This is a genomic window from Tenacibaculum sp. M1.3A (assembly GCF_057732375.1).
This window is the reverse complement of the sequence record NZ_JBYJEF010000005.1, coordinates 42,547-67,741: the sequence shown is the minus strand read 5'-3', so window position 1 is coordinate 67,741 and position 25,195 is coordinate 42,547. Positions and strand designations below refer to the sequence as shown.

Genomic DNA, 25,195 nt, shown 5'->3' with positions numbered 1-25,195 from the left:
TGTTATTAAAAATATATTTTAAAATGAAATTATTTTTTTGGTAATGATGTAATTTCAAAAGCAGCAGAACCTACTTCAATTTTCCCGTTAGAGTCTTTTATTGCTGATAATATTTTATCGAATAAAATAGATTTAGTACCTCTTCTAGATTTATAATCGACCACATATCTTAAGGTAAAAGTAATCCAGTTCTCATCAAAAGCCATTGAGACCATAGGCTCTAAACGTGCATTTTCAACATTATAAGTTCCAATCATTTTGTCCCATGAAACTTGTGATGTTTTTGCAAAATCACCTACTTCAGTTTCTAAAATATTTATAAAAACTTCTTTTGCATATTTATAATCTCCTTCGGTTTTTATTGGAATGGTGATTTCATCCCACAAAAAAGGAAAATCACCTGAATAGTTATAAACAGGCTCTTTAAAAACAAAACTATTAGCTACTCTGACCATTTTACCATTGTATAAATCGCCATTTACCCAATCACCTATTTCCATTAAAGTAGTTCTTAACAAACCAATATCTATAACATCTCCTTTTGTACCACCTAATTTTACCCTATCACCTACCTTATAAAAATTACTTGTAAAAACAGTTACATAACCTGCAATACTAACAATTACTTCTTGTAAAGCAAATGCAATACCTGCTCCAGCAACTCCTAATGCAGTTCCTATTCCTGATAGTTTTGCATTAAAAATATAAGAAATACCAAAGACAAATAGAACATAGCCTAAAAAATTAATCATTTTTTTAAACCTATATTTCGAACTATTGTCTTTCGCTATTTTAAACGTAGCTTTCTGTAAAACTTTTACAACAGTATACACGATTATAAAAAGCAAAAATATTGATGCCGTTTTTATGAAAACTGGATTATTAAAGATTTTATTTATTTCCATCTCACTAAATTTATTTATTTTCATGAACAAAAATACATTTTTAAAAAATTGATTTTAGAGTTTTACTAAAAGCTAAAAACTTGATTAAGATTAAATGTTAATTATGAATTTCATCTTACTTATTTTGTATCCTTATTCTTAAAACATTAGACAATTTAACACAACAACTTATAAACTAAAAAACCCCGCCCTTAGCGGGGTTTTTTAGTTATTATTTTCCGTCTACGTAGTCTTGTAAATACGAATACCGCTCTGCTAATTCCCCTTTGCTAGTTGTCATTTGTGCTCTTGCCAAAACACCCTCTTTATCATTATTAAAAAACGACGGAATAACATATTTTAAAAACATCTCACCAAAACCTTCACTGGCATCTTTAGGCAATTCACAAGGTAAATTATCTACCGCCATTACCGTTATAGCATTTTCATCCTTAAAATTCACTTCTGATTCTGTTTGCGGATCATAACCGTAAATAGGATCGGCAATTGTAGATGCTTTTATTGTCGATGCAACTGGCCCATCAACATCACACGAAATATCTGCTACGTATTTTATTTTAAAATCTGTTGATTTAGCATCTTCCCTTGTATATAAATAAGGTGCTTCGTTTCCGTAAAAATGACCAGCAATAAAGAAATCTGTTTCCTTTGCGTATGGCATAAAATTACTTTCATAACCTGTAGGATCTTTATAAAAAGCTGCCTTACTTCCTACTTTACCATCTTTGCGCTTTGCATATTCCATAACATCTGCCATGCAATATACCGGTTCTGTAAATTTTGTTGTTAAATACAAAGCGTCAGAAACTTGCTTTATACCCAAATAATCTAAAATTTCTTTAGCTCCGTATGCAACTTTACCTGTTCCTGTTAGTAATATTTTAAAATTCGGAAGTTTAATTTTATCTAACGCATCTTTTACAGCGTTTAAATCGGCCAATGTTTCTACCTTAGGCAAGGTAAACGTATTTTCTCGTAAACCAATTGCTCTAAATCCGTTATAAGCACCAACTAAACCTGCGTAACGACCAAAACCTATTAAACGCGCTCCGCTTTCTTTAACAATCGTTTCGTGATCATACATTTCAATGTTTTTTGCTAACATTTCTTTTAACAACTTGCGATTGTAAGGTTGTTTTTTGATAGTATGACTAAAATAAAAATACTTTTTATTTGGAATAAGATCCTCTAAAGGAACTTCCTTTACACCTAACAAAACATCACAATCTGAAACATCTTTTACCACTTCAAAACCTGCTTTCTGGTACTCCTCATCAGTAAAAATTCTAATATCAGAACTTTCTACAACTATTTCAGCTTGTGGAAATTGTTGTTTAAATTCTTTTAATTTTTCTGGTGAGAATACCACACGTCTATCTGGTGGATTTTTACGTTCTTTTATGATTGCAAATTTCATACTTATATTTTATTTTTTTGAAGCCCTGCGAATTTACTCTTTTTTATAGGTTTGTACAACCTTGTTTTTATTATCTTTGCCGACCGCGTTAGGGATTGAAGCATTTGTTGAAGCTCCTTGAAAAGAGCGACTGCGAAAAGCCCGCCCGAACGCCCTAATAATTGGTATAGTTTTTGACTAATTATTTGACATAATGGGGACGACTGGTTTTGACAGCGAGGCCAGTGATCATGTAAGCATACCGAGGAGCGAAGAGATACACTCGTTAAACTTTTTTTCAACTTTTTAAACGGCGAGAATAACTACGCTTTAGCTGCTTAATCCGAATCACAGTAGGATTGGCCTAGGCACACAAGGTGTGCAAGCTTTATGTCCACGGATAGCCTTGATTTACGGCGCTTCACTTTTGGATATCGTAAAAGTAAATATAGAAAACTTGCTGCTTCGACAGGTTTTTGAAACTAAAGAAGATAAGCTTTTAACAGATTGTTCTTAATCAGTTATTAGTCGAAAATTAAGAAAGAAATAAGTATGTAGAAAGCATTTGAACTGCTTGTTTGGACCCGGGTTCGATTCCCGGCGTCTCCACAATTACACCCTGTAAGCATTATGTTTACAGGGTTTTTATTTTAAGGTGTCAGTTTTGGTGACAATTTTGATTGTAACTTTACTATTAATTACCTAAACTTTTAAGTACTTCAATATAGGTAAAACATCGAATAAAAATTTGTAATCTTTTAAACAGAACATCCCTTTATAGGCTTAACAAATTATTTTAATAGATCGTAATAACAACATCCATTTGATAAATGTATCTTTTTTTTTCTTAAAAATAATTCTTTTGGAGAAAGAACGAACAGATTTAATTCTTAGCTTCTCTATACTTTCTGAAAGTATTTTTATTTTTGTAATAAGGTAAGACCTTATTTTAAATGAAGTAATCAATTTTACATTAGTAATATTTAATTATCATTACATTTTAACTTTCAATTTGATTTATAAATCTGTTATATAAATAGTTTTTTCTACGACTTAGGTTAAAAAAATATTATTACTAAAAATTATTTTCTCAACAGACTAAAATTACCTTTCTTTCTTATAATATTTCCTTTAGGGTCTGTAAGTTCTGCATAAAACCAGTAATCATTAGTTGGCAACTTTTCCCCATTATAAAAACCGTTCCATCCTGTATCATTTATAGATAATGTTTTTACAACTTTTCCAAAACGGTCATAAATTGTTACTACTCCTGATATATAAAAACTACTTCCTATTCCTAAAATATGCCAAGTATCATTAATACCATCATTGTTGGGAGTGAAAAACTTTGGATAATTAATAATAGAAATCTCAAAAAACTGAATACCACAACCATTTATATCTTTGATAAGTATGTTATATACCCCTCCCTTTAAATTATCAAAAAAGGGTGTTTCTTGATAATCATAAAGAATGTTAGAATCAGCATCTAATAAACTAAATTCATAATTACCTAAACCAATATTTTGTATATTAATACCTATACTATTATTTACTGAATCATCTACAACCTCTATATCTTCAATAGAAACAGAAGATATATTTGATTCTTCTATTTCAATACTTTTTATATCGGATTCACATCCAAATATCGAAATTGCTTTAACAAAATATATTCCTCCTTTAGATATGTTTGCCACAATATCATTACTTATTAAATCTCCATTTTCATCTTTCCATTCATAAAAGTAATTTCCTGAGGGATTTTGAACGGTTATACCTAATGAAGAATTGTTTGTAACACAAATAATAGCTGCTTCTTCTAACTCAAAATCAGGTTTTTCTCTTACTGTAAAGTCAATGGTAGTTTCATCAAAGCAAATAGCATATTGGGGGTTTTCTACTCTTACAGTTATTGTTTGTGAGGCTGCAGTAAAAGGATTTGGTAAAGGACTTGGTAAGGGATTATTATTCTCATCAAAGTACTTTACTTTCATTCCTGTTTGAGTTCCTAAAATCGTATTTTCAATATCTGAAGTATCAAAATCTGCAATTCCATCGAAATCATCATCGCATTGTTCTTGTGGAAAAACGGGATTAGCAATAGGCACAGAATTTACTACAAAATCTATTGTAGTTTCATTATAACATTGTCCTTTTGGATCTTGTGAGATTGCATTTACAATTCTAGCTTTTATAGTTTGAGAACCAGTAATAAAAGGATTTGGTAATGGGCTTGGTAATGGATTATTGTATTCATCAAAGTAACTTACTACTACATCCGTTTGACTTCCAATAATCGTGCTTTGGATATTAGAGGTATCAAAATCAAAAACACCATCTCTATCATTATCACATTCTGGGTTTACAGTTACAGGATTAGCAATAGGTACTTTTTCTACATTTAAAGTGATGTGATGTCCTAGACCTAAGCAATCATTATCCAATTCACTGTCTACACGGATATAAATATCTTGCTGATTTGGATAACCAATATTTTGATAATTTTCAATATCAGTAATTGTATTGAGTTCTGCTAAGGCGTCGGCTTCATTCCTGTAATAGTTAATAATATGCTGTTGATTAGCAGGAAATAAATCTTTTACCTCCTGCGTAACTGAACTAAAGTTAAAAGTTGCAATCCCATCCTTGGTGTCAGTACCATTATCGCATTTATTAAATACTTTTGAAAATGTTCCTGGAATCTGAGTAGTAGACACAATTAAATTAACCTCACTTATTCTAAAACATCCATTACTATTCTCTACTCTTGCCCAAACTTTATCATTACTGACTGTTTGATTAATGTATGCTGTAGGGTTGGGTATTGGATTTGTATTACTTTCTGCGTGATTTTTTTCTTCAAAAAACGTAATTCTAAAATTTTGAGAGTTTAAAACTATTTTATCCTTAGCTTCATATAAATTAATGGAACTAAATCCGTTAATATCTGCGTTATCACATTGTTTTAGAGATACTGAAGCGTTTAGAATAGGCAACTCAAACACTTCTAATAAAAAAGAGGTTTTAGCAAAACAGTTAGCGTTTTGCTTATTTTCTACTTTAATATAAATTCTTTGAGTATCGTTGTTATTTGTATAGTTTGTAGGGTTATTTATTAATTGAGTAAGGTTTTCATCCTCATAATAAGTTATCAAAAAATCGTTTCCTGACTGTCCGTTTAAAATGGCTGTTTCTCTGTCTTTTAAATTGAATAATATTGCCCCATCAGTTTCAGTTCCTACAGAAGTATTATCACAATCAGAAAGATTTGGAATTTCAGTACTTATTTTTGGAGTTGGAGATTCAAAAACATTAATTTTAAAAGAAGTGATTACTTCACAATCTGAGTTTTGTTTATTTCTAACTCTTGCTGTTATTCTTTGCTCTTGATAGGAAGTCGTGTTTTGGTAACTTACGTAATCAGAAATTTTAGTATCATTAGTATAATCTGCCATACTAGCGTAATAGTCTACTTCAAATTCAGTTGTACTTTGTCCGTTTAGGATAAGAGCTGTCTGTGTTGCTAAATTAAAATTGTAAAAGCCATCATTATCATCATCACAAACTACCATGTCTTTAGGTTGTGTAGCTGAAGGTGTTTTGTAAATTGTAACTTCTTGAACTTCTACAGAAACATTTGTTCCAGATGTTACCGATAATGTTACTGTATATATCCCATCTTGATTATACGTATGTGTTGGGTTTTCTTCATTTGACGTATTTCCATCTCCAAAATCCCATAAAATAGTATCATAAGTTTCAGTAATATTTGCAGTAAATTGAGTACTATCTCCATCGCAGAGGTTTTCTACTGAAAAACCTACAAAAAAATATGATTGAATAAATTGAGGAAACCCTTTACCACTTCTACCTCCGTCAAGGTAAAAACCGCCAGTAGGATTATAAATAGAATGATAAGTATTATATCCAGAACCGAAACCTATGTTATTAGGAGTTTCATAATAATCTAATCTAGCACTACCGCTTTTTGCAATATAAATTCTACCATCTGGAGCTAGTTGTAAAGAGAAATAATCATGTACAGTAGTTTCCCTAACCGTATATTTAGAATCAATAATGTCTGATATACTTCCAGCATCTACATTAAATTGATATAAACCATTTTGTTGACCAGAAACGTAAAGGAGCTTTCCATTAGGGGAAAATTCAACACCATAAATATTTTTGTTTTCATCATTATCAATAATAGTATTTGGATTGGATATTTTACCTGTAATAAAATCGAAATCAAAAAGCTGCAAATCATTCATCTTTCCTCCATTAACTATGGCTAATCTTTTTCCATTAGGTGACAATTTAAGTTGACCTTGAGCATTGGTAACATTACCACCAATAAAACTTCCAATAGTATACTCTAAAGGAGAAGTATCAATACCGCTTGAAGTAACTTTATAAACTAAAAATTTATCACTATTCCATTTATGAGCTATAACCCAATACCCATTGAAACTAGCACTCTTTATAGCTGTTATTTTCTCAGTCACTGGTGTTGCTAATAAAATAGATTTATTAACAGTAACATCCCCTAAACCACCATTTAACCGCATATCTACTTCTGAATATCGAAGTCCTTCATTTCCTGCTAAGGAAGTAGTTGTAAAAATATAATATAAGTTGGAATCACCTGGCTTTGGAACTATAATAGCAGGCTGTGTACTTGATTCATCTCCTCCTAAAAACGCACCATTTGGCATCAAAAAATGGTTTTTGTTATAAACAAAATACCCGTTGGTATAAAATAATAATTCTCCCGTTGCTGTTGAAATAGAAGCACTACCACCTCCTACAAAAGTATGATTACTGTCTCTTAAAGCAACGGCTTCACCAGAATTAAAATCTATACCAGCACCTAAACCAAAATACCAAATATTAGCTTCTTTTTGAGAAAACAATAATTGTGCACTCATGAAAAAAACTAATAATATAAGCTTATTAATTTTTATCATTTTTATTTTGAATTCTTATTAATATCAAAAATAATTTTCCTAATTAGTTCTTTATTTTCAATAGTTTTTTTTCGAGTTTTCTTATTTCCTTCTTTTGTAGTTAACCATTTTAAATACTTTGGGTGTTCTTGTTTAAGAAAAGATTCAAAATCTTTTGCATTCTTAAAAAGGTTAAACACCTGCTTTTTTCGATCGTAAATAATTGGCTTTAATCTCCTAGCTGCACTACCACCAATTAGTCCACCAAAAATAGCCGCACTTTTACTAGTAAAGTAATCTTCAAAATATACATACCTTTTTCCTACTTGTATGGCTTTTACACAATAATTACCGTCGTCTTTTAGTTGGCTTCTATCTTCTTTAGGAAAACGTTTTACCATCTGTTTAATATTTACATATAAATTTTCCATTGCATAAAAAGCAAATTCTTTTTTTAAACGCTTATTATCATACAAGCTGTAAAACCGATGTGAAATTACATTTTTACCAGTTCTCTTTCTAAATTTAGTAATAGTATCTGAAGGTATTATATTTTTAAAATCGGTATACTCTTTATAAATACCAATTCTATAATTTTCGTTTTGAGCAAAAGTATGAATACTCATTAATAACATAAATGCTAAAAAGCATACCTTTTTTAAAATAATATTTCTTTTCATTTTATTAAACTTTCTATATAAACCTATTTTACTCAAATGCTGTTTTACTTTTTTAACATTCTTAACTCAAATTATACTTGTACAATCACGAGCAAAATACTCGTGCTAGCAGGGCGGAGGCAAAGTAGGAATCTATTTCTTCTTTTTAAAGAAATTTTTTATTGCTAAATAAAAATCATAAATACTTAACAGAAAATCTAGCATACTTTTACTAACCTTGACCATTTACTAAACGTTTTACCAATTTAACTTTAAAAATTTATCTTCTTTTAAATCTTTAACTTGTAAGGTGTCAACCCAATAGAAAGGCGCAAGGCTAATATCGTTGTAAAAGCGAATGCTATACTCGCCTTTTTCATCTGCTTTAAAACTAATAAAGCCTTTATCGTCTGTTCTTAGAGTATGGAGTAAAACAAAATTTCTCATTGAAAACATAGGGTTTCTCACCTTTAAGACTTCAACTTTTATGTTTTTTCTTGGCTGATTTTTTGTGGTGTCTATTGCTTGAATTTTCACTTCTATCGCTTCTTGTTTTGATACACATGATATAAAAAAGAAACTTAACAAGACAAAAACTAACAATATATTTTTATTTTTCATAATCTAGAAATTGTGAAATGGATTATTTAAACTGTGCCTTATAATATTCAAGTGTGTTACTGTTTTCAATCCAGTATAGTTTACGTTATGAACTCCTCCATTAATAGAGCTTCCCGCATATGGGTTATTCCCCCACCAACCTAGTATTCCACCAGTTCTTGTATTCCTTTGATAAAAATTAAGAGCTTCACCAACTCTATGCTTTAAGTTAAATGTACCACCCCATAAATGATGTGGATCAAAAGTAACTAATTTACTGACATAAATCCCTGCATCTCCCAAACTATTAGCTATGCTAACAGCCGCATTTCCACCTCGACTGTAACCATAAATTTCTATACTTTTACCCTTATGATTATTTTTTATATGATCCAAAGCTTTTCCTTCTTCATAAAACTCAAACATTTCACCTCCTTTATTTTCAACTAGTTTTTTTAATGTACTACCATCACCACTTCCTTCTCCTCCTGCTCCATAAATTCCAACAACTAATCTTTTTGCTTTTTGAACAGCATTTTTAACCATATGCACTACATGATTTAAAGCAGAAGAAATAGCTCCATTTCTAAAACCATCCCAAAACTTACCTCCAGCAATTACACTACCAACTCCACCAGATAATGACCCTGCAGCTACGGTACCTGCTGCTCTCCAAAAATCAGAAGTATTAGCATTAAACGCTTCCCCCATTCCTGAAGCCGCTAGGGAACCTATCGCTCCAGAAGCAAACCCATGAAAATAATTACCACCCATAGCTGCCGACATCATTCCTCCAAGATGACCATGCATAAAAGCTTGCACACCTACTTTTAAGAACCCAGATAGCCCATTTACTACTCCTCCAATTCCTAATGCGGCTACTCCTCCAATCGCTCCTGTAAGAGCAGCTAAACCAGCCCCTTGAAAGAAAGGTCTCCCTTCTATTGAGTTAATTATCCCATTAGTTGTAACGCTTATTAACGCTCCTATTAAAGCTGCTGCTAAAAAACCAAGTTCTCCACTCGGGTCCGTAAATTTAAGTGGATTATTCCAGACATACCCAAAACGGTTAAAGCTCTGAGTACTAAATGGTTCTTGAATATAATTATCTGGTGAAAGGAAACGCCCTAACTTGGCGTCATACATACGTCCATTCATATGTATTAGAGCCACTCCTATAAAATGTTCATGTCCAGTATATCCTCGGCTTAACAGCGTAGAATCATTTTTAAAATCAATCTCGCTATTTAAGCTCTTAAATTTATTAATCTCACCCCAAGCGCCAAACTGGCGCTGCTCTTTCACTGTGCCTGCACTGTCAGTTATCGCTAAAATACTCCCTAAATAATCTCTATGTAAATAATGGTAGCCATTAGCACTACCAGAAGCTGTTTGTTTTATATGAGTAATTGGTGCAGAATATGCATCGCCACCGATATAGGTAATAATTTTAGTATTCCCTTGTTTATCAACTTCTATTTCAACTGGAGTAACTGCAGAATAGTGTTTTTGATATCTACGATCTAGTTTATTATCTTCGTTACCTCCATAATACGCATGGCTTCTACCTTGTAAAACACCATATTCAAAATCAACCTTAGCTTTATCTTTTACAGTTATAGAAACTGGTTTTTTATAAGCATTATATTTTATTTTTTGTAATGGCTGATTTTGATAATATAAATCTCCTTTGGTATTTAAATCAACTTCTTGTAAACGGTATGAATTCGCACTGCCATAATTATACGTTCCTATTTCTGAATTAGAAGTTATACGACCTCTTCCATCGTATTGTTGAGAGCGACTTGTAGAGCCTGTTATATTTGTTAAACGATCTAAATTATCATAGGTAAAAGATTCATTCCATCCTAAATTATTATTTTTTCTACTATTTAAATTTCCTCTTTGGGTATTAAAACTATACTCAAGATTCAAGGCTACTTTAGCAGAGGTACCTGTAGTTTGATCTAAAATTTTTGTTAGAAACCCGAATTGATCATAGGTTCTTTTTTTAATCATTCCATTCCCTAAATGGACTTCTTTGGCTTGACCACGCTCGTTTACTTCTTTAATTTTCCATAAAGAAGTGCCTGCGTTAAAATCTTGTATTTCTGTTAGTATCCCTGAATTTACTTCATAAACGTTTCGAACCTTTACTGTGCTACTAATGTTATTGCCTGAGTTTTTACTAATATAAGTCTCGGCATTTACTCTACCATAAGTATCTCTACTTACTTGATGTTCAAAATAAGCCTTCCCATTTTGTTCTTTTGTAATAGAAGGTCTTTTTTGGCTATCATACAAATAAGTATATGTATAATTTTCATTTGTACGTGCATTATTACCTTGAATAGACGTTAATAATTTTGTAGTTGAATTATACGTATAATTCAAACTCAAATTAGTCTCTTCTCCACTAATTTTTTTGGTTGTTGTTTTTCCATAGGCATCATAGGTATATAAAGTTGCTCCTTTAGGAGTGGTTTCCTCTAATACTTCACCTAAATTGTTATATCGGTAAGTATAAACACCTGCTGAAGGATCTGTTAACTTTGTTTTTCTTCCCCAGCCATCTATTTCAGTACTTACAACATGGCTGCCATAATTGGCTATTTTCATGGTTCCATTACCAAAATAAGTGTAATTTATAACACCTCCTGGGTCTTCCACCTTTACAATATTGCCTCCTCCGTCTTTTGTTGTTTTTACAGTTTTTGTTCCATCATCAACTGTAGCTACTAAACCACTAAAACTCATATTAGCGACTAATCCGTTAAAACTGGTTCGAGCAATTTCTCTACCATAAGTATCGTAAGCAATAGTATTCCATTGATTTGGGTAACTAAAATACGGCTCACTTTCTTTAACTTTTCTACCAGCTACATCATATTCAAAGCTCTTTTGAGTCCATTTATTATTAATTCCAAGCGCTCTTTTTTTAATTACCCAACCTAAAGCATTGTACTCAACTATTTCATCAGCCCCTTGCGGATAATTTGTAGTTTTTCGTAATCCACCACCACTAATATTAGCATACGAAAAAGCAGTTATCTTACCTAAGTAATTCTTTTCTGACAATAAACGGTTCCAACCATCATAAACAAACGTAGTTTTTTGATTGTATGGGTTTGTTGTTGTCAAAGGATTACCAAACGTATCATACGTAAACCTTGTTTTTAACCCTTCAATATCAGTAGATTCAGTTAAAAAACGACCACTAGCATCGTACTTAAAACTTTCTGTTCTTGCACTAACTCCACTAGGTGTTAATGTTTTTCTTGTTACATTACCAAAAGCATCGTAAATAAAGCTCTCAGTATTCCATGCAGTTCCATTACCCTTTACTTTTTGTTGAGTCAATAAATTATTGTTATAACTATATTGCCCTTCTGTTGTAAAAGCGTTACCTCCAATAGTATTTGTTTCTATTTTTTTAGTAATTCTACCGATATGGTAATATTGATTGTTAACAGAAATATTATTACTATAAGTGTATGTGCTATTTTCACTACCTCCGTTATAAACAGTATTTTCTGTTAGAGGGTTTTTATAGGAGTCGTAGGTAATATTCTTTGTGGTAGTAACTCCATTTAAAGCATTATGTTGTACTACTTTCGTTGGAACGTTTGTAAATACTTTATTACTAGCTAAATTTGTACTATAAGTATTGGTGGTTTTAGATATGTAATTACTTCCTTCGTAAGAAGATGTAGAAACCCATTGTTCGGTTGGAGCGCCTTTTTTGGTAACATCATATTTTGAGATACTCCATAAGGTACCTACTCCATCTCCATACCAATTGCTTCGTTTTGTTTTTAAAAAACCTTGAAAACCGATGTTAATGTTAGAAACCGCTCCGTGATACCTAAAATCTTGGTATCGTTTTATCCCTGCACCTTCTTCAGTTAGTTTTTTAACCAATCGAAAAGAAGGTGCTCTATTAATATTTATATAGGGATATATTTGACTATAATCTGAAGTATGGATAACAGGGTCATATTGATTCTCTGGCAACCCCAATCGTTCGTATTCTATCGTTGTTTTCACTCCATTATTGGTAACACTTTTTAAAGTGGCATCTTTTTTATGGTCTTTAGCAAATTCATACATAAATATGTTATTTACACTTAAATACCCATATTCTAAATTACCATTAGTACGATTAGATTCTAAAAATATTGGTGCTCCATACTTACCTACTTTTCCACTAGTATCTGTATAGCCAGTTTCGTACGAAAACCCAGAGGTAATTGAAACACTTTGGTTATTCTTGTAAACACTAATATATTCAACAGATTTATTAAGCTCTGTATAAGAAGCTATTACATTATGCATAATCAAATCTGTTTTCCCATCACCGTTTACATCTTGTGCTATATAGCGGTATTCGTAATATGGATTAACTATACGGACACCGTTCACATTAACACCAAAAGGATATCGCTTTAATTCATCTTTATAATACGCAAAAGGAAGGGTTTTGGTTTCTACTTTAAAATTGATTCCTTTAGAAATAAAATAAATCCAATTTTTAGATTTATTCCCTGTTGGAACTAAAAAATCTGTTTTTCCATCTCCATTATAATCCCCCATCAAAATAGGTTCATATAGTTTTAAGGAAGAATTAGCTACATCAACAAGGGATATTAAATTATTGTTAGAATCTAATGTATAAATATTAATGTTTCCATTTTCCTGAAAATGATAAATATCTTGTTTTCCATCTCCATTATGATCACCAACCTTTATAACATCATTAGCGCCAATTCCATTTTTAAAATATCCTGCTGTTTTTGAAAAATTTGATATCAAGGTTCTTTTTAAATCAATGAAATGAACTTTTGTATTATACTTATTTGTTGAGTAAGAACTACAATCACAACACTCTTCTTCTATAGGCCTAGCTAAAGTTTTTTCTTTACTTTTATCTGATTCTTTTTCTTTTGAAGTTTTAAGTTCCAATAAATCTCTTGGACCACCACCACCACCACCACAATCTCTTGGAAGACAATTTCTTGCTGTATATTGTTTTTCTATTGCAAAAATATCCGTTAAACCATCACCATTAAAATCTCCTGAAATGTATTTTTTAGGGATTGATCTATAGCTTGTACTTCCGCAATAATTATCTGTCCTATACTTAGGTGCATTCCATACTTTATCAAATTGAGTATAAACTCCATAAGGTAATTTTATATAATTTCTAAATCGTACCGAAGAATTTGTAGAACTAGAAGAAGAAGTTTCTTTGACTGTTGTAATAGTTTGTTGGTTTGAAATACCTCCAATATCATTTAAATTAGTACTAGCAAAAACATCTGAAAAACCACCTGTTGTTATTTCTTCTGCTGAACTAATTTGATCATACAACCTATCATGAAGATAAATTTTGTTCTTTTGGGTCTTATCATAAAAAATAAAATCTGTTCTACCGTCTCCATCATAATCTCCAGCTATTAAATTACTGTTCTTATAACTAAACCCTGGGTATAAATCTGCTGATTCGACTCTATCTTTAATCCAAGAAGTTGTATTTTCATAATCAAATGTGATAGGTCTTAATGCTTTATTTAGAGCATTATATTCTTTAACAGAAGATAAACGCTGATAACTTAAAGATGTCGTATTATGAGTAAGTTCGTATTTCCTGTATTGAGAACCACTTGCAGCAACTTGAATGTTTTTTAATAGGTTGGTTCTTTTAAAATTAAACTCTCCTACATATACACTTTCAGGTCTGGTTCTTGAAGCATATGTAAAAGTAATTTTATTCATATGTGATGCTGAATCTGTTTTCCCTCCATAGCTTATAGTTTTTACACTTAGTAAACCGTTATCATTTTGATAGGTGTAATGTACAGGTATACCTTGTGGGTCTTCCCATTTATATATAGCCCATTCTAATCTACTTCGTGAATTACCCGCATTACCATACCAAGCCCTCGTTCCGTTAGGATAGTACACAATAAAATATGAAGGTCCATAAGTGCTACCATACGGCGAAGTCCCATATGCAATTACTTTTACATTAGAGTAATTTTCAGTTTGATACACAGAGCCCGTTGCTCCATAGCTTCCTGACTTAAGTATTAATCGTTGCCCATCAATAGAAAAACGGTCGTCTTTAAAATTAATACCATCGTGCTTATTATCATAATACTTAGTAGCTGGTATTCGACTGATGGTAGACAACCCAGAAACATTCCATCCCCAACCTGCTAAACCATTTGCTCCTTGACTGGTATAACTTATACCTATATTTGGTGCTACATCTTTAATACCAGGAGGTAGCATTATAGGCACAGAATAACTTGCAGCTCCTGTTAAAGAAACAGATAAACTTCCTGCCGTGCTTCCTACTTCTACAGTTGTTGTGCTACCTGAACCACCTCCTCCACCAGGATCTATATCTTCTATACACTTTCCTGTTCTAGGATCTCTAAGAGCACAATCTGGGTCAATAATATCTATAGGTTCTAATGGACGTTGCTCTCTATTTTGATATACATTAGCTTCATTAAGTGTCCTTTTAGTTTTTATTTTAATTTGGTTCGAACTCACTTTAACAGCTCCTTTTCTTAATATGAGATTCGGATCTTGTGCATGAGAAAACTGTAAGCCAACAAATAATAAAAATATTACGAGGGTATATAAATTTCTTTTCATTTTTTCTAGCTTTTTACTTTTTTATAATTTTTTTAGTGATGCCCTTCCCTTTATTTACATGAATATGTATAAAATAGATACCTGTCGGCATTTTAGTAAGATCTAATTGAATATTATTACTATTAGGTTTAATATTTTGAAGTAATACAGAGTTTGTACTATATAAATTTATAGAATGTATATTCTTTAATAGGTTATCTCCTAAAGTTAAAGTAACATAATCAGAAGTTGGGTTTGGATATACATGTAAATGATCGTCTAAAATTTCATTTTCTAAATGTTCTTCCTCTTCTTCAGAACCATCATCTTTAGCTGTATCAGAAACAACAATATCGTCTTCCTCTTCTTTTTCTTCTTTTCTAGCTGCTGGTGGTGAACAATAAGAAGGATCACCACAATAAAAGCTTTGTGTTTGGTTTCCAGCAATATCATAAGATAATATCAATTTAGAGTCGTTATTTATTCTTAACAATTCTTGAATACTTGGTTCATTACCATTTATTTTATCAATTCTAGGTTCATAAAAATACTGTCTATCTAAAACATTAGTGTCATAATATAAGTAAGAACGATGCCTAAGTGAAGTAACTGTACTTTTGAGTTTGTAATCTGTAATTGTTCTAATTTTCTCTCCAGTAGTACCATCATAAATACCTCCTGTATTAGATGTTCCTGTATGACTACTTTTATGAACATACCCAACTAACAGGTACCATCTATTTAATTTTGGTAAATCACCTGCCCAAAAATAGGGATTGCTATAATAGGTATCATTAAGTCCTAATGAGCCACTACTATTAGCATAAAACCCAAAGTATGTAGTCCCGTAATTAGAATTTGTCTTTTTTATCCATACGCTGAAACGGTATGAACTAGAATTTATAGCAGAATGCCACCCACTTTTCCAACCGCCATCTGCATTACTGGAAGCATCTGGTGCTGCTTTCCATAACACAACTTCTTCCCCTATATGATTTCTTCCTAATTCTCTACTATTTTCTGAAGTAGCTCCATTTTGAGAAAACCCAGAAGCGTTTCCTGTTCCAATTGTCCAAGTAGAAGTATCTAGCAAATTAGTAGAGTCACCATTATTTAATCCTAATAATTCTTCAACAGCAGGTTCATTTCCATCTACCAACTCCATTCTTGGTTTACAAAAATATTGCCTATCTGAAGTATTAGTATCGTAATATAAGTAGGTTCTATGTCTTAAAACAGTAGCTGTATTTTTAAGTTTATAATCAGTAATTCCTCTTACTTTTTCTCCTGTAGCACCATCATAAATACCTCCATAACTGATTGTAGAACTATATGTACTACCATGTACATATCCCACTAACATATACCATTTATTTAACTGAGGTAAATCACCTGCCCAAAAATAAGGGTTGTTATTTACTGTGCCGTTAAGAGTTAAACCATTATTAGAATTACTATTAAATCCAAAATAAGAACTCCCGTTATTAGAATTTGTTTTTTTTAACCATATTACAAAACGATAGGTTTTTGTATGGTCGATATTAGAATAGGAAGAATTCCAGCCACCATCTGCATTACTAATTGCATCTGGAGCTGCTTTCCATAATAATTCTGAAGTTCCTTTTGGACCAGAACCATATTCTCGACTATTTTCAGAAGTAACTCCATTTTGCGCATACCCCGCAACAGAACCCGAACTGACAGTCCATGAGTTTGTATTTAATAGATTTTGTCCAACAACATGAATTGTAACCATATAAAATATGGCTACATAAAGTAGTTTTGTTTTCATAGCATTTTACTTTAATTTTTTCAAGTACAATACTACAAAATTTTATACATTTAACAAGTAAGTAATAAATTTATTCACCTAAAGCTCTCAAAAACAAGTTTAACTGCATTAATTTTAGCATCGTTATTTATTTAACGGTACATATTAAAAATTTTAATATACTTATAGCCACTTATACTCATAATCATTTTATCAGCTACACCTTTATTTCTCCTTTTAAAAATCCTGCTGATGGTATTCGTTCAAATACACTCATAAAAATTATTTAGCCCCAACCAATTATTAAACGTAACTTCTTTCATAATTTATTTAATACAATAGTTTTCTTTTTGATTAGACAAAAAGGGAAACTGATAGTTATATTTTTCTGTTAATTGAGAGTTTTTTATAATTATAAAGATTTTCTTATATAATTAATTGCATTTTTCATAAAATGAAATTAATTCAAACCATAACAAGACAGTTAAATTTACATTACTTTATTTTTGCGTTAATTACGCAAAACGCAACGCAAAAACGCAAATCATACTAAAAACCTGATTAAAAAAAATCACTTTGTAATGAAAGTCACCCAGACTTACGGCAATTAGAACCTGTAGTAGCTGGGTGACTTTTTTTATTCAATTTGCGTAACTAACGCAAAACGCAATTAACACAAAGCACAACACCAATAAACTCAATCCACTAAAAAAAAGCGAATTACCCATACCTATATTATACTTTGCGTTAAAAATGAAAAACGCAATACAGTCTCGATATATAAAAAACATTATCAATGTATAATAGAGTCACTCAGACTTACAACTATTAAGACATATAATAACTAAATCACTTATTCTTTCAAATTATATAACTAAACACTTCCTATTAAAAATACAATAATTAATTTTACGTTGCTTTGTTGAATAACAAGGTTAATAAATTAACAAACAACAAATTAAACCATCAACAAAGAATCAACAATCTCTCAACAGTAAAATCTAAATAAAATTTGTTGACAAACTGTTGAACTACTGTTACCAACAAAAACCTTTTATATATTAGCTTAATGCTATTACCTGTCAACATTCAACGACATTTCCATAAAATCACTTTTTAAAAACTCATAATACCTTCCCTTTTTAGTTTCAGAATCTACTATTGTTTTTTGTGATGTATTTAAAGAAACAAAATATCTTTGATAACTTCCGTTTAAAGGCTCTAACTTATAATCATCCTTTAGACTTTTAGTAATTTTGAAACGAGTTGTCTTTAAACCTTTACTTAATTTATCAAGTAAATCTGTTGCTGTGTATTTTAAAACATCAACTTCAAAAGCGATGAAATCATCTATCAAGACCTCTTTAATTTCCTGACTTAAATACGTTTTATTTCCTTTTACAACTTTATCTAAAGCAGGAGTATAAATTTGTTGCTTTGTAAACCACATTCTTGTTTTTCTTTCTGATATAATTTTTCGATTATTTAGAAAATATAAAAAATGCGGAATTTCATTACCCAATTTTTTTAGCATATCGACATCCTCTTCCTTAAAAGAATTTACCTTGATTACCCAATAGCGAATCTCTTTATCATCTATCTGAATAAAATTTTCTTCATTATTAGAACATAATATAAACTTACCGAAAAAATTAGTTTCAACTTTGTCTTTTCCTTTAGATTCTGTTTTATACGAACCCGCAGTAGAAAGATTTTTAATACGTTCGCTATCCTCTCTCCTATCTAAAAGAACCTCATCTACAGAAATAATTAATTTAGATGCCCAATCACTATTAAAACGGCTTCTAAAGTCTTCGTTTTTATTAATAGTCATATTTCCTTGAAATAACAATTTTAACCAATTTAAAAAAGATGTTTTCCCTGTATTTCGAGAATCGCTCACCAAACATAAAATTGGTAAAATTTGAGTTGGTTTTTGCCACAATATGGTAAGATAGTCTAAACCTAACTCATACTGTTCTTTAAAAATATGTCTTAAAAAAGCTTCTGTTATATCAAACTTACCTTTTACCCTTTTATATTCTATCCTTTCATATTGATTGTAAAAAGAATTTATTTCTTGTCTATAATTTTGATGATCTGGAATAGTGATAAACCCATCATACTTTTTTATAGATTTTAAAAAATCTTGCCCCTTATCTGTAATTATTTCTCCTTTAGTCCATTTAATTAAAGTTTTTGCAGTGTCCCCACTTAAAAGGGGAACACTACAAATCTTATAATAATCTGTACCTATTCTAACGTAGTTCATAATTATTTAGATTTTAAAGTTTAAAAAAGTTCTATTATGCACTACGCAGTCTTTCCAATCTAAAAAAATATTTACTCCTGTTAAAGAATTATCTTTTTTAAAAAGTAAATCAATCTCTTGTTGAATAAATTGCCATTTGAACCTTGGACTTTGAGCTATCATAATTTTTACCCTATCAATCTCTTTTTCATAAAAATCTAAGTGCTTTATTAGAAAAGAGTCTGATATTCTATCGATTTTTAATTTATACATTTCAGACTGTATGTTATCTACTATAGCAATCAAGTTATTTAACACTACTTTACTTTCTTCGTTTAAACCTTCCATCTTACCTACGATATTTTAAAGATTTAACATCCTGCAAGGTATTCTCTAGCCCTTCTAAATTAATTACAATCCTTCTTCCTATTTTAGATGCATCAATAAGACCTTTCTTTATATAGTTTCGTATAGTAAGCTCTGTAACGTTTAATCTTTTTGCTGCTTCTTTAACCGTTACGTTTTTCTTTTGCGGATTTAACTTACTATTAATTAGTTCTTGTAATGGATTGATTCTTTTTGACATTGCTGAATCAATCATACCAAAAAGTTCTTCTGGTGTAGTTATTATTATTCCTTTCATAATATGTTTATATAAATTAATATTTAAAAACACATCATATTCAGTAATTACTAATATCCATGGATTGAATATTTATGTTTTATTACTGCAAAGATTGGTTGTTTAATGATAAGATTAAAGTGCATGGAGTAAGCTCGGAAGAGGCTTAGAGTAAACACAAACACTGATTTACAGCTAGTTGAGAAGTATTTAATTATTCAATTTAGAAGTTTTTGGAGTAATAAATTATATTTTAAACAATTCATGAGTTAAATACTCAGAAAATCTATTTAGCTCAAATATTCTACATTTTTCTATTAATTTATTTAATTTATCTCTTTTTTCTTTCTTCGAACCACTATAGTAATCATACCCTTTATAATATTTTTCATAAGGAGTATCTCTAATTTTAATGAGTTCTTTATTTGTAAATGCTTCACAAGAAATTTTTAAAATTAGAGTCACTTCATAAACAGATAGTTTTTTTTCTTGTGTCCTTTCATGTTCAAATAAGTAATGTATCAAAATAAATTTTTCATCTTCGGTAAAAGGGTTATCGTAATTTTCTTTTTTTAAGTTAATATCAGTAACCTTTATTTCATCTTTTTTAACAGCTCTTTCTGAAGGAATACTATTTTCACTTTCTGAAACTTCTTTACTTAATATCAATACATTTAAATCATTCTTAACGTATTTTACATTAAAAAAATCTTTAACCTTTTCTTTATCTATAAATGAACAAAAGAGCCTTAAGTTTTCACTTAAAAATCGACTATAGTTAAGAAGTACTAAGTACTTTGAATAACTCTCCAAAAAGTGATTAAAATCTTTATATTGAGAATGCTGTTCATGATCCAAAAAGTAGCTATAAATATCTCTATTTACTATATTTTCTATTCTATTGAATTTATACTGCCTATTCATGTAACCCAATGAAATACCAGTCATGGACGTCTCTTTTCTCCCTCTATTATCATTCTTCTCAATTTCATTCATCTCGCCACGCATTTCGTTTACATACCTAGAATATAAATCATTTGCAATTTCTGGAGAGCCGTACCCCTCCTCTATTCTTCTTATAATTATTTTTTTAAACGCTGAAAGTTTTTTATTATATAGCTTTATAAATTCTTTTCCGTAATTCATTTTTAATAATTTAATCTTTTTTTGGTATTTCTAAATCAAAGGTTTCATTAACAGCATCTTTTACATCCTCATTTGTAACTTGGTAATACTGATTAAGTGTTTTCATATCATTATGACCAGAAATTTCCGCAATTAACTTATCACTTTTACCTTTTCTTTTCATCATGGTAATAAATGTTCTCCTAGCCGTGTGAGAACTTATCCTTCTATAAAAAGGTATTTCTTCTCTAATTACTTCTTTACCTCTAGTAGATGTTTTTTCTACATTATGTGTATAACCAGCATCCTTAAAAACCTCTTTTATATAATCATTATGTTTTTGGTTAGCTATTAAAGGCAAACTATAATCATACTTATTTAAAATATGTAATGCTATACCACTCAAAGGTATTTCTCTACTCTTTTTCCCTGAACCTTTTTCTTCTTTTAACAATAATGCTTTACCGTCTATATTGTTTCGGGAAACAAACTTCAATTCCCCAAATCTCATACCTGTAACGCAAGAAAAAACAAACACATCTCTAACACGCTCTAATTTATTTGAAGTCATTTCAATTTTTAATAATGTCTCTAAATCTTTTTTTCTAAGAGCGATCTGGTTTGTAATTACTTTAGGTTTCTTTTTGAAATTTATAAAATCTGCTTTATATGTATGCCCATTTTTTAATGCCCAAAAAAGAAAAGTTTTAACCAAACCTACATTTCTTGAAAATGTATTATTAATATGCCCTCTACCTACCATACAAAAATCAGTGAATTCTGTATAAAACTTTTGATTAATAGTATCAAATGTGATTTTGTATTTTTTAGTTTTCTCAAAATCCTTTAGCATGTTTTTTATATTATCATACCTCTTAATAGTTGCATCAGACCATTCTTGATTTTTTTGCTTAAAAGACATAAACTCATCATAAGCATCATAAAATTTATTTTTACCAACAGAAACCCTTTTAAATTCTTTATCAAATTCTTGCCTAACTTTTTCTATGGTTAACTCCTGATTTGTATTCTTATAGATTTCTGTAACTAAAGTAAACAGATTAGAGTATCTATCTAGCTGCCTTTTAACAGTTCTATGGGTTTCTGCTTTCGCAGTTCTTCCCGTTAAATTATTTGGTTGCCTGTTTTCAAAATCCCATTCTTTCGGATGAATAGATTCTCCTGTAGAGTAAACAAATCTTCTTCCTTCTTTTTTAAAATAGGCTTTTAAATAAATTAAAGTTGATCCGTCTTTATTTTTATCTTTTAAATTAAATGCACTTGTCATTGTTTAATAGGTGTCAATTTAGGTGACAGTAAAGGTAACATTCAATAGATAATTGACCATAAAATAAATAATAAAAATTTTACAAAACCAACGTTAACAGCACATACAGCAACAAGTAAGACATAACAAGGTAAAACAAGGTCAATACCCGGCGTCTCCACAATTAACCCTTACAAACCTAGTGTTTGTAAGGGTTTTTACTTTTTAAAGCAACTAAAAATACTACCTGAATATTTTTTTTAAAAAAAATAAAAAAAAGTTTGTTGTTTTAAAAAATAGTTTACATTTACCGCATCTTATTAGATAGGTTTAATGTATAGTTCTACTTATTTCGTAAACAACTTTTATAAGAAGATAAAAAGCTGTTTGGTGTTTTGGAAACACAGCGAAAAAATTAAGGTTTCTTCTTTTTCAAATAACTACTCTTTACCACTGAATTTCGACAATCAGTGCGGTGACTGTTTGGCTCTAAGAGTCTGATATATTCATATACATTTTAGTTTTTAACAAATCAGCTATAAAATATAGCCTATAATTTGTTACGCATTATTTTAAAAAAGATATACGATTTCGATGTATCTATTTTTTAAACAACTTCTCTGTACAAAACATTTACAGGGTTACATTATAAAACAAAATGAATACTAAATATAAAGATTTAATAGCACAAACTTTCGATTTTCCACAAGCGGAATTTCGTACAGAAAAAAACAATTTATTTTTTCATGATATAGATATGATGGAACTGGTTAAACAATACGGTGCGCCGTTAAAGTTCACCTATTTACCTAAAATATCAGAAAACATTAACAATGCCAAAAACTGGTTTGCAAAAGCAATAAAAAAACACCAATATAATGGTAGTTACAACTATAGCTACTGCACCAAAAGCTCACACTTTAAATATGTGTTAGATGAGGCTCTGAAGAATGATATTCACATTGAAACATCATCTGCTTTTGATATTGATATTGTAAAAGCACTTAAAAAATCTGGCAAACTAAGTAATGATGCTTATGTACTTTGTAATGGTTTTAAACGTGATAAATATATTGAGAACATTGTTAGTTTAATTGATGGTGGACACAAAAACTGCATTCCGATTATAGACAATTATGAGGAACTAGACCTTTTATTAAACGAAACTAAAAGTAAGTTTAAAGTAGGTATTAGAATTGCTTCTGAAGAAGAACCTAAATTCGAGTTTTATACCAGCCGTTTAGGTATTGGTTACAAAAATATTGTTTCTTTTTACGAGCGTGAAATTGCTAAAAACCCACAAGTAGAGCTAAAAATGCTTCACTTTTTTATCAATACAGGTATAAGAGACAACGCTTATTATTGGAACGAGTTGCTAAAATGTTTAACGGTATATATCAAATTAAAAAAGGTATGCCCTACTTTAAATAGCTTAAATATTGGTGGTGGTTTTCCTATTAAAAACTCACTAGCATTTGATTATGACTATGAATATATGGTTGATGAAATTATCAATCAAATTAAAGCTGCTTGTGATGAAGCTGAAGTAGATGTTCCTAATATTTTTACTGAATTTGGTAGTTTCACTGTAGGTGAAGCTGGTGGTGCTGTGTACGAAGTATTGTATCAAAAAAAGCAAAACGATCGTGAAAAGTGGAATATGATTAACTCGTCTTTCATTACAACATTACCAGATTCTTGGGCTATTAACAAACGCTTTATTATGCTTCCTGTTAATAAATGGAACCATAGATATGAACGTGTTTTATTAGGTGGATTAACTTGTGATAGTGATGATTATTACAACTCAGAGCAACATGTTAATGGTATATATTTACCGGTATACGAAAAAGAGAACCCACTGTATGTTGGTTTCTTTAACACCGGAGCTTACCAAGAAACAATTGGTGGTTTTGGCGGCTTACAACACTGCTTAATACCAGCACCAAAACATATTCTGATATCAAAAGACGAAGAAGGAAACATTGTTACCAAATTATTTAAAGACCAACAAAAAAGCGAAGAATTCTTATCAATTCTTGGTTACTAACAATATAGTATAATGAAAAATAAAAATTACGCAGGAATTCCAGATCAATACGCAAAACTAGAAAATGCACAAATCGTATTAATTCCGGTTCCTTATGACGGAACTAGTACTTGGCAAAAAGGAGCTGATAAAGGTCCTGATGCATTTTTAGAAGCTTCAGAAAACATGGAGCTTTATGATATTGAAACAAATACTGAAGTTTATAAACAAGGTATTTATTTGGCAGATGCTGTAACAGAAAAGTCATCGCCAGAGGCAATGGTAGAAGCAGTTCATGCAGCAACTAAAAAGTTTATCAATAAGAAAAAATTTGTAACCCTTTTTGGTGGCGAACATTCTATATCTATCGGAACGATAAGAGCTTTTGATGAATGCTTTAACAACTTAACTGTTTTACATATTGATGCGCATGCCGATTTAAGAAAAGAATACGAAGGCTCTTCTTGTAACCACGCTTGTGCAGTTTATGAAGCAAATCAGAATACTAATTTAGTTCAGGTTGGTATTAGAAGCATGGATGTTTCTGAGCGAAAGGAAATGAATGAAGATAAAGTGTTTTTTGCACACGATATGGCTGTAAATGAATATTGGATGGACGATGTTGTTGATCAATTAACAGATAACGTTTTTATAACATTCGATTTAGATGCTCTTGACCCTTCTTTATTACCATCAACCGGAACACCAGAACCGGGTGGTTTATTTTACTATGAAACGTTAGAGTTTTTAAAGAAAGTTTTTACAACCAAAAATGTTGTTGGTTTTGATATTGTTGAGTTATGCCCTAATCCGTCTGAAAAATCATCAGACTTTTTAGCAGCTAAACTTTACTATAAAATGTTAAGCTATAAGTTTTCTAACGATACAGATGATGAGGAAACTCTCGATACTAAAAAAGAGAATCGTGCTACTGTTTCTAAATTTAAAGATAATGATAATGACGATTTTTAATTCG

General features: G+C 30.6%; 14 protein-coding genes and 1 other RNA gene. 3 read left to right on the top strand and 12 right to left on the bottom strand.

From position 1 onward, the window contains the following. Positions 1 to 29: 29 nt before the first annotated feature. Together AC28QF_RS09060 and AC28QF_RS09055 are read right to left on the bottom strand one after the other, a co-directional pair. Positions 30 to 752, bottom strand: a complete 723-nt coding sequence (locus tag AC28QF_RS09060; protein WP_488201640.1) for a mechanosensitive ion channel domain-containing protein — start codon at positions 750 to 752, stop codon at positions 30 to 32. A gap of 364 nt (positions 753 to 1,116) precedes the next feature. Beyond that, positions 1,117 to 2,322 (bottom strand): NAD(P)-dependent oxidoreductase, encoded by a 1,206-nt coding sequence (locus AC28QF_RS09055; RefSeq protein WP_488201641.1) that lies wholly within the window; start codon positions 2,320 to 2,322, stop codon positions 1,117 to 1,119. Between the two features lie 195 nt (positions 2,323 to 2,517). Here AC28QF_RS09055 and ssrA point away from each other — a divergent pair. After that, positions 2,518 to 2,913, top strand: a transfer-messenger RNA (tmRNA) gene (ssrA, locus tag AC28QF_RS09050). Between the two features lie 470 nt (positions 2,914 to 3,383). Here ssrA and AC28QF_RS09045 read toward each other — a convergent pair. From AC28QF_RS09045 to AC28QF_RS09000, 10 genes are all read right to left on the bottom strand, one after another. Next, positions 3,384 to 7,232, bottom strand: coding sequence for a T9SS type B sorting domain-containing protein (locus tag AC28QF_RS09045; protein WP_488201642.1), 3,849 nt, complete (start codon positions 7,230 to 7,232; stop codon positions 3,384 to 3,386). A gap of 41 nt (positions 7,233 to 7,273) precedes the next feature. Continuing rightward, entirely contained in the window at positions 7,274 to 7,930 is a 657-nt protein-coding gene (locus AC28QF_RS09040; protein ID WP_488201643.1) for a hypothetical protein, read from the bottom strand. Positions 7,931 to 8,167: 237 nt separating this feature from the next. After that, entirely contained in the window at positions 8,168 to 8,530 is a 363-nt protein-coding gene (locus tag AC28QF_RS09035) for a hypothetical protein (RefSeq protein ID WP_488201644.1), read from the bottom strand. Positions 8,531 to 8,533: 3 nt separating this feature from the next. Further along, complete coding sequence (locus tag AC28QF_RS09030) at positions 8,534 to 15,175, bottom strand: FG-GAP-like repeat-containing protein (RefSeq protein ID WP_488201645.1); 6,642 nt, start codon at positions 15,173 to 15,175, stop codon at positions 8,534 to 8,536. Positions 15,176 to 15,188: 13 nt separating this feature from the next. After that, positions 15,189 to 16,946, bottom strand: coding sequence for a T9SS type A sorting domain-containing protein (locus AC28QF_RS09025; RefSeq protein ID WP_488201646.1), 1,758 nt, complete (start codon positions 16,944 to 16,946; stop codon positions 15,189 to 15,191). A gap of 1,054 nt (positions 16,947 to 18,000) precedes the next feature. Then, positions 18,001 to 19,197, bottom strand: coding sequence for a primase-helicase family protein (locus AC28QF_RS09020; RefSeq protein ID WP_488201647.1), 1,197 nt, complete (start codon positions 19,195 to 19,197; stop codon positions 18,001 to 18,003). 6 nt (positions 19,198 to 19,203) lie between these two features. After that, positions 19,204 to 19,524, bottom strand: a complete 321-nt coding sequence (locus AC28QF_RS09015; RefSeq protein WP_488201648.1) for a hypothetical protein — start codon at positions 19,522 to 19,524, stop codon at positions 19,204 to 19,206. A gap of 1 nt (position 19,525) precedes the next feature. Further along, complete coding sequence (locus tag AC28QF_RS09010; RefSeq protein WP_488201649.1) at positions 19,526 to 19,819, bottom strand: helix-turn-helix domain-containing protein; 294 nt, start codon at positions 19,817 to 19,819, stop codon at positions 19,526 to 19,528. A gap of 225 nt (positions 19,820 to 20,044) precedes the next feature. Beyond that, complete coding sequence (locus AC28QF_RS09005) at positions 20,045 to 20,944, bottom strand: hypothetical protein (RefSeq protein ID WP_488201650.1); 900 nt, start codon at positions 20,942 to 20,944, stop codon at positions 20,045 to 20,047. 10 nt (positions 20,945 to 20,954) lie between these two features. After that, positions 20,955 to 22,211: a tyrosine-type recombinase/integrase gene (locus AC28QF_RS09000; RefSeq protein WP_488201651.1), complete on the bottom strand. Its 1,257-nt coding sequence runs from the start codon at positions 22,209 to 22,211 to the stop codon at positions 20,955 to 20,957. A 637-nt stretch (positions 22,212 to 22,848) separates the two neighbouring features. Between AC28QF_RS09000 and AC28QF_RS08995 the strand changes: the two genes are divergently transcribed. Together AC28QF_RS08995 and speB are read left to right on the top strand one after the other, a co-directional pair. Continuing rightward, entirely contained in the window at positions 22,849 to 24,240 is a 1,392-nt protein-coding gene (locus AC28QF_RS08995) for an arginine decarboxylase (protein ID WP_488201652.1), read from the top strand. 12 nt (positions 24,241 to 24,252) lie between these two features. Beyond that, entirely contained in the window at positions 24,253 to 25,191 is a 939-nt protein-coding gene (gene speB, locus AC28QF_RS08990) for an agmatinase (RefSeq protein ID WP_488201653.1), read from the top strand. The last annotated feature ends 4 nt before the right edge of the window (positions 25,192 to 25,195 follow it).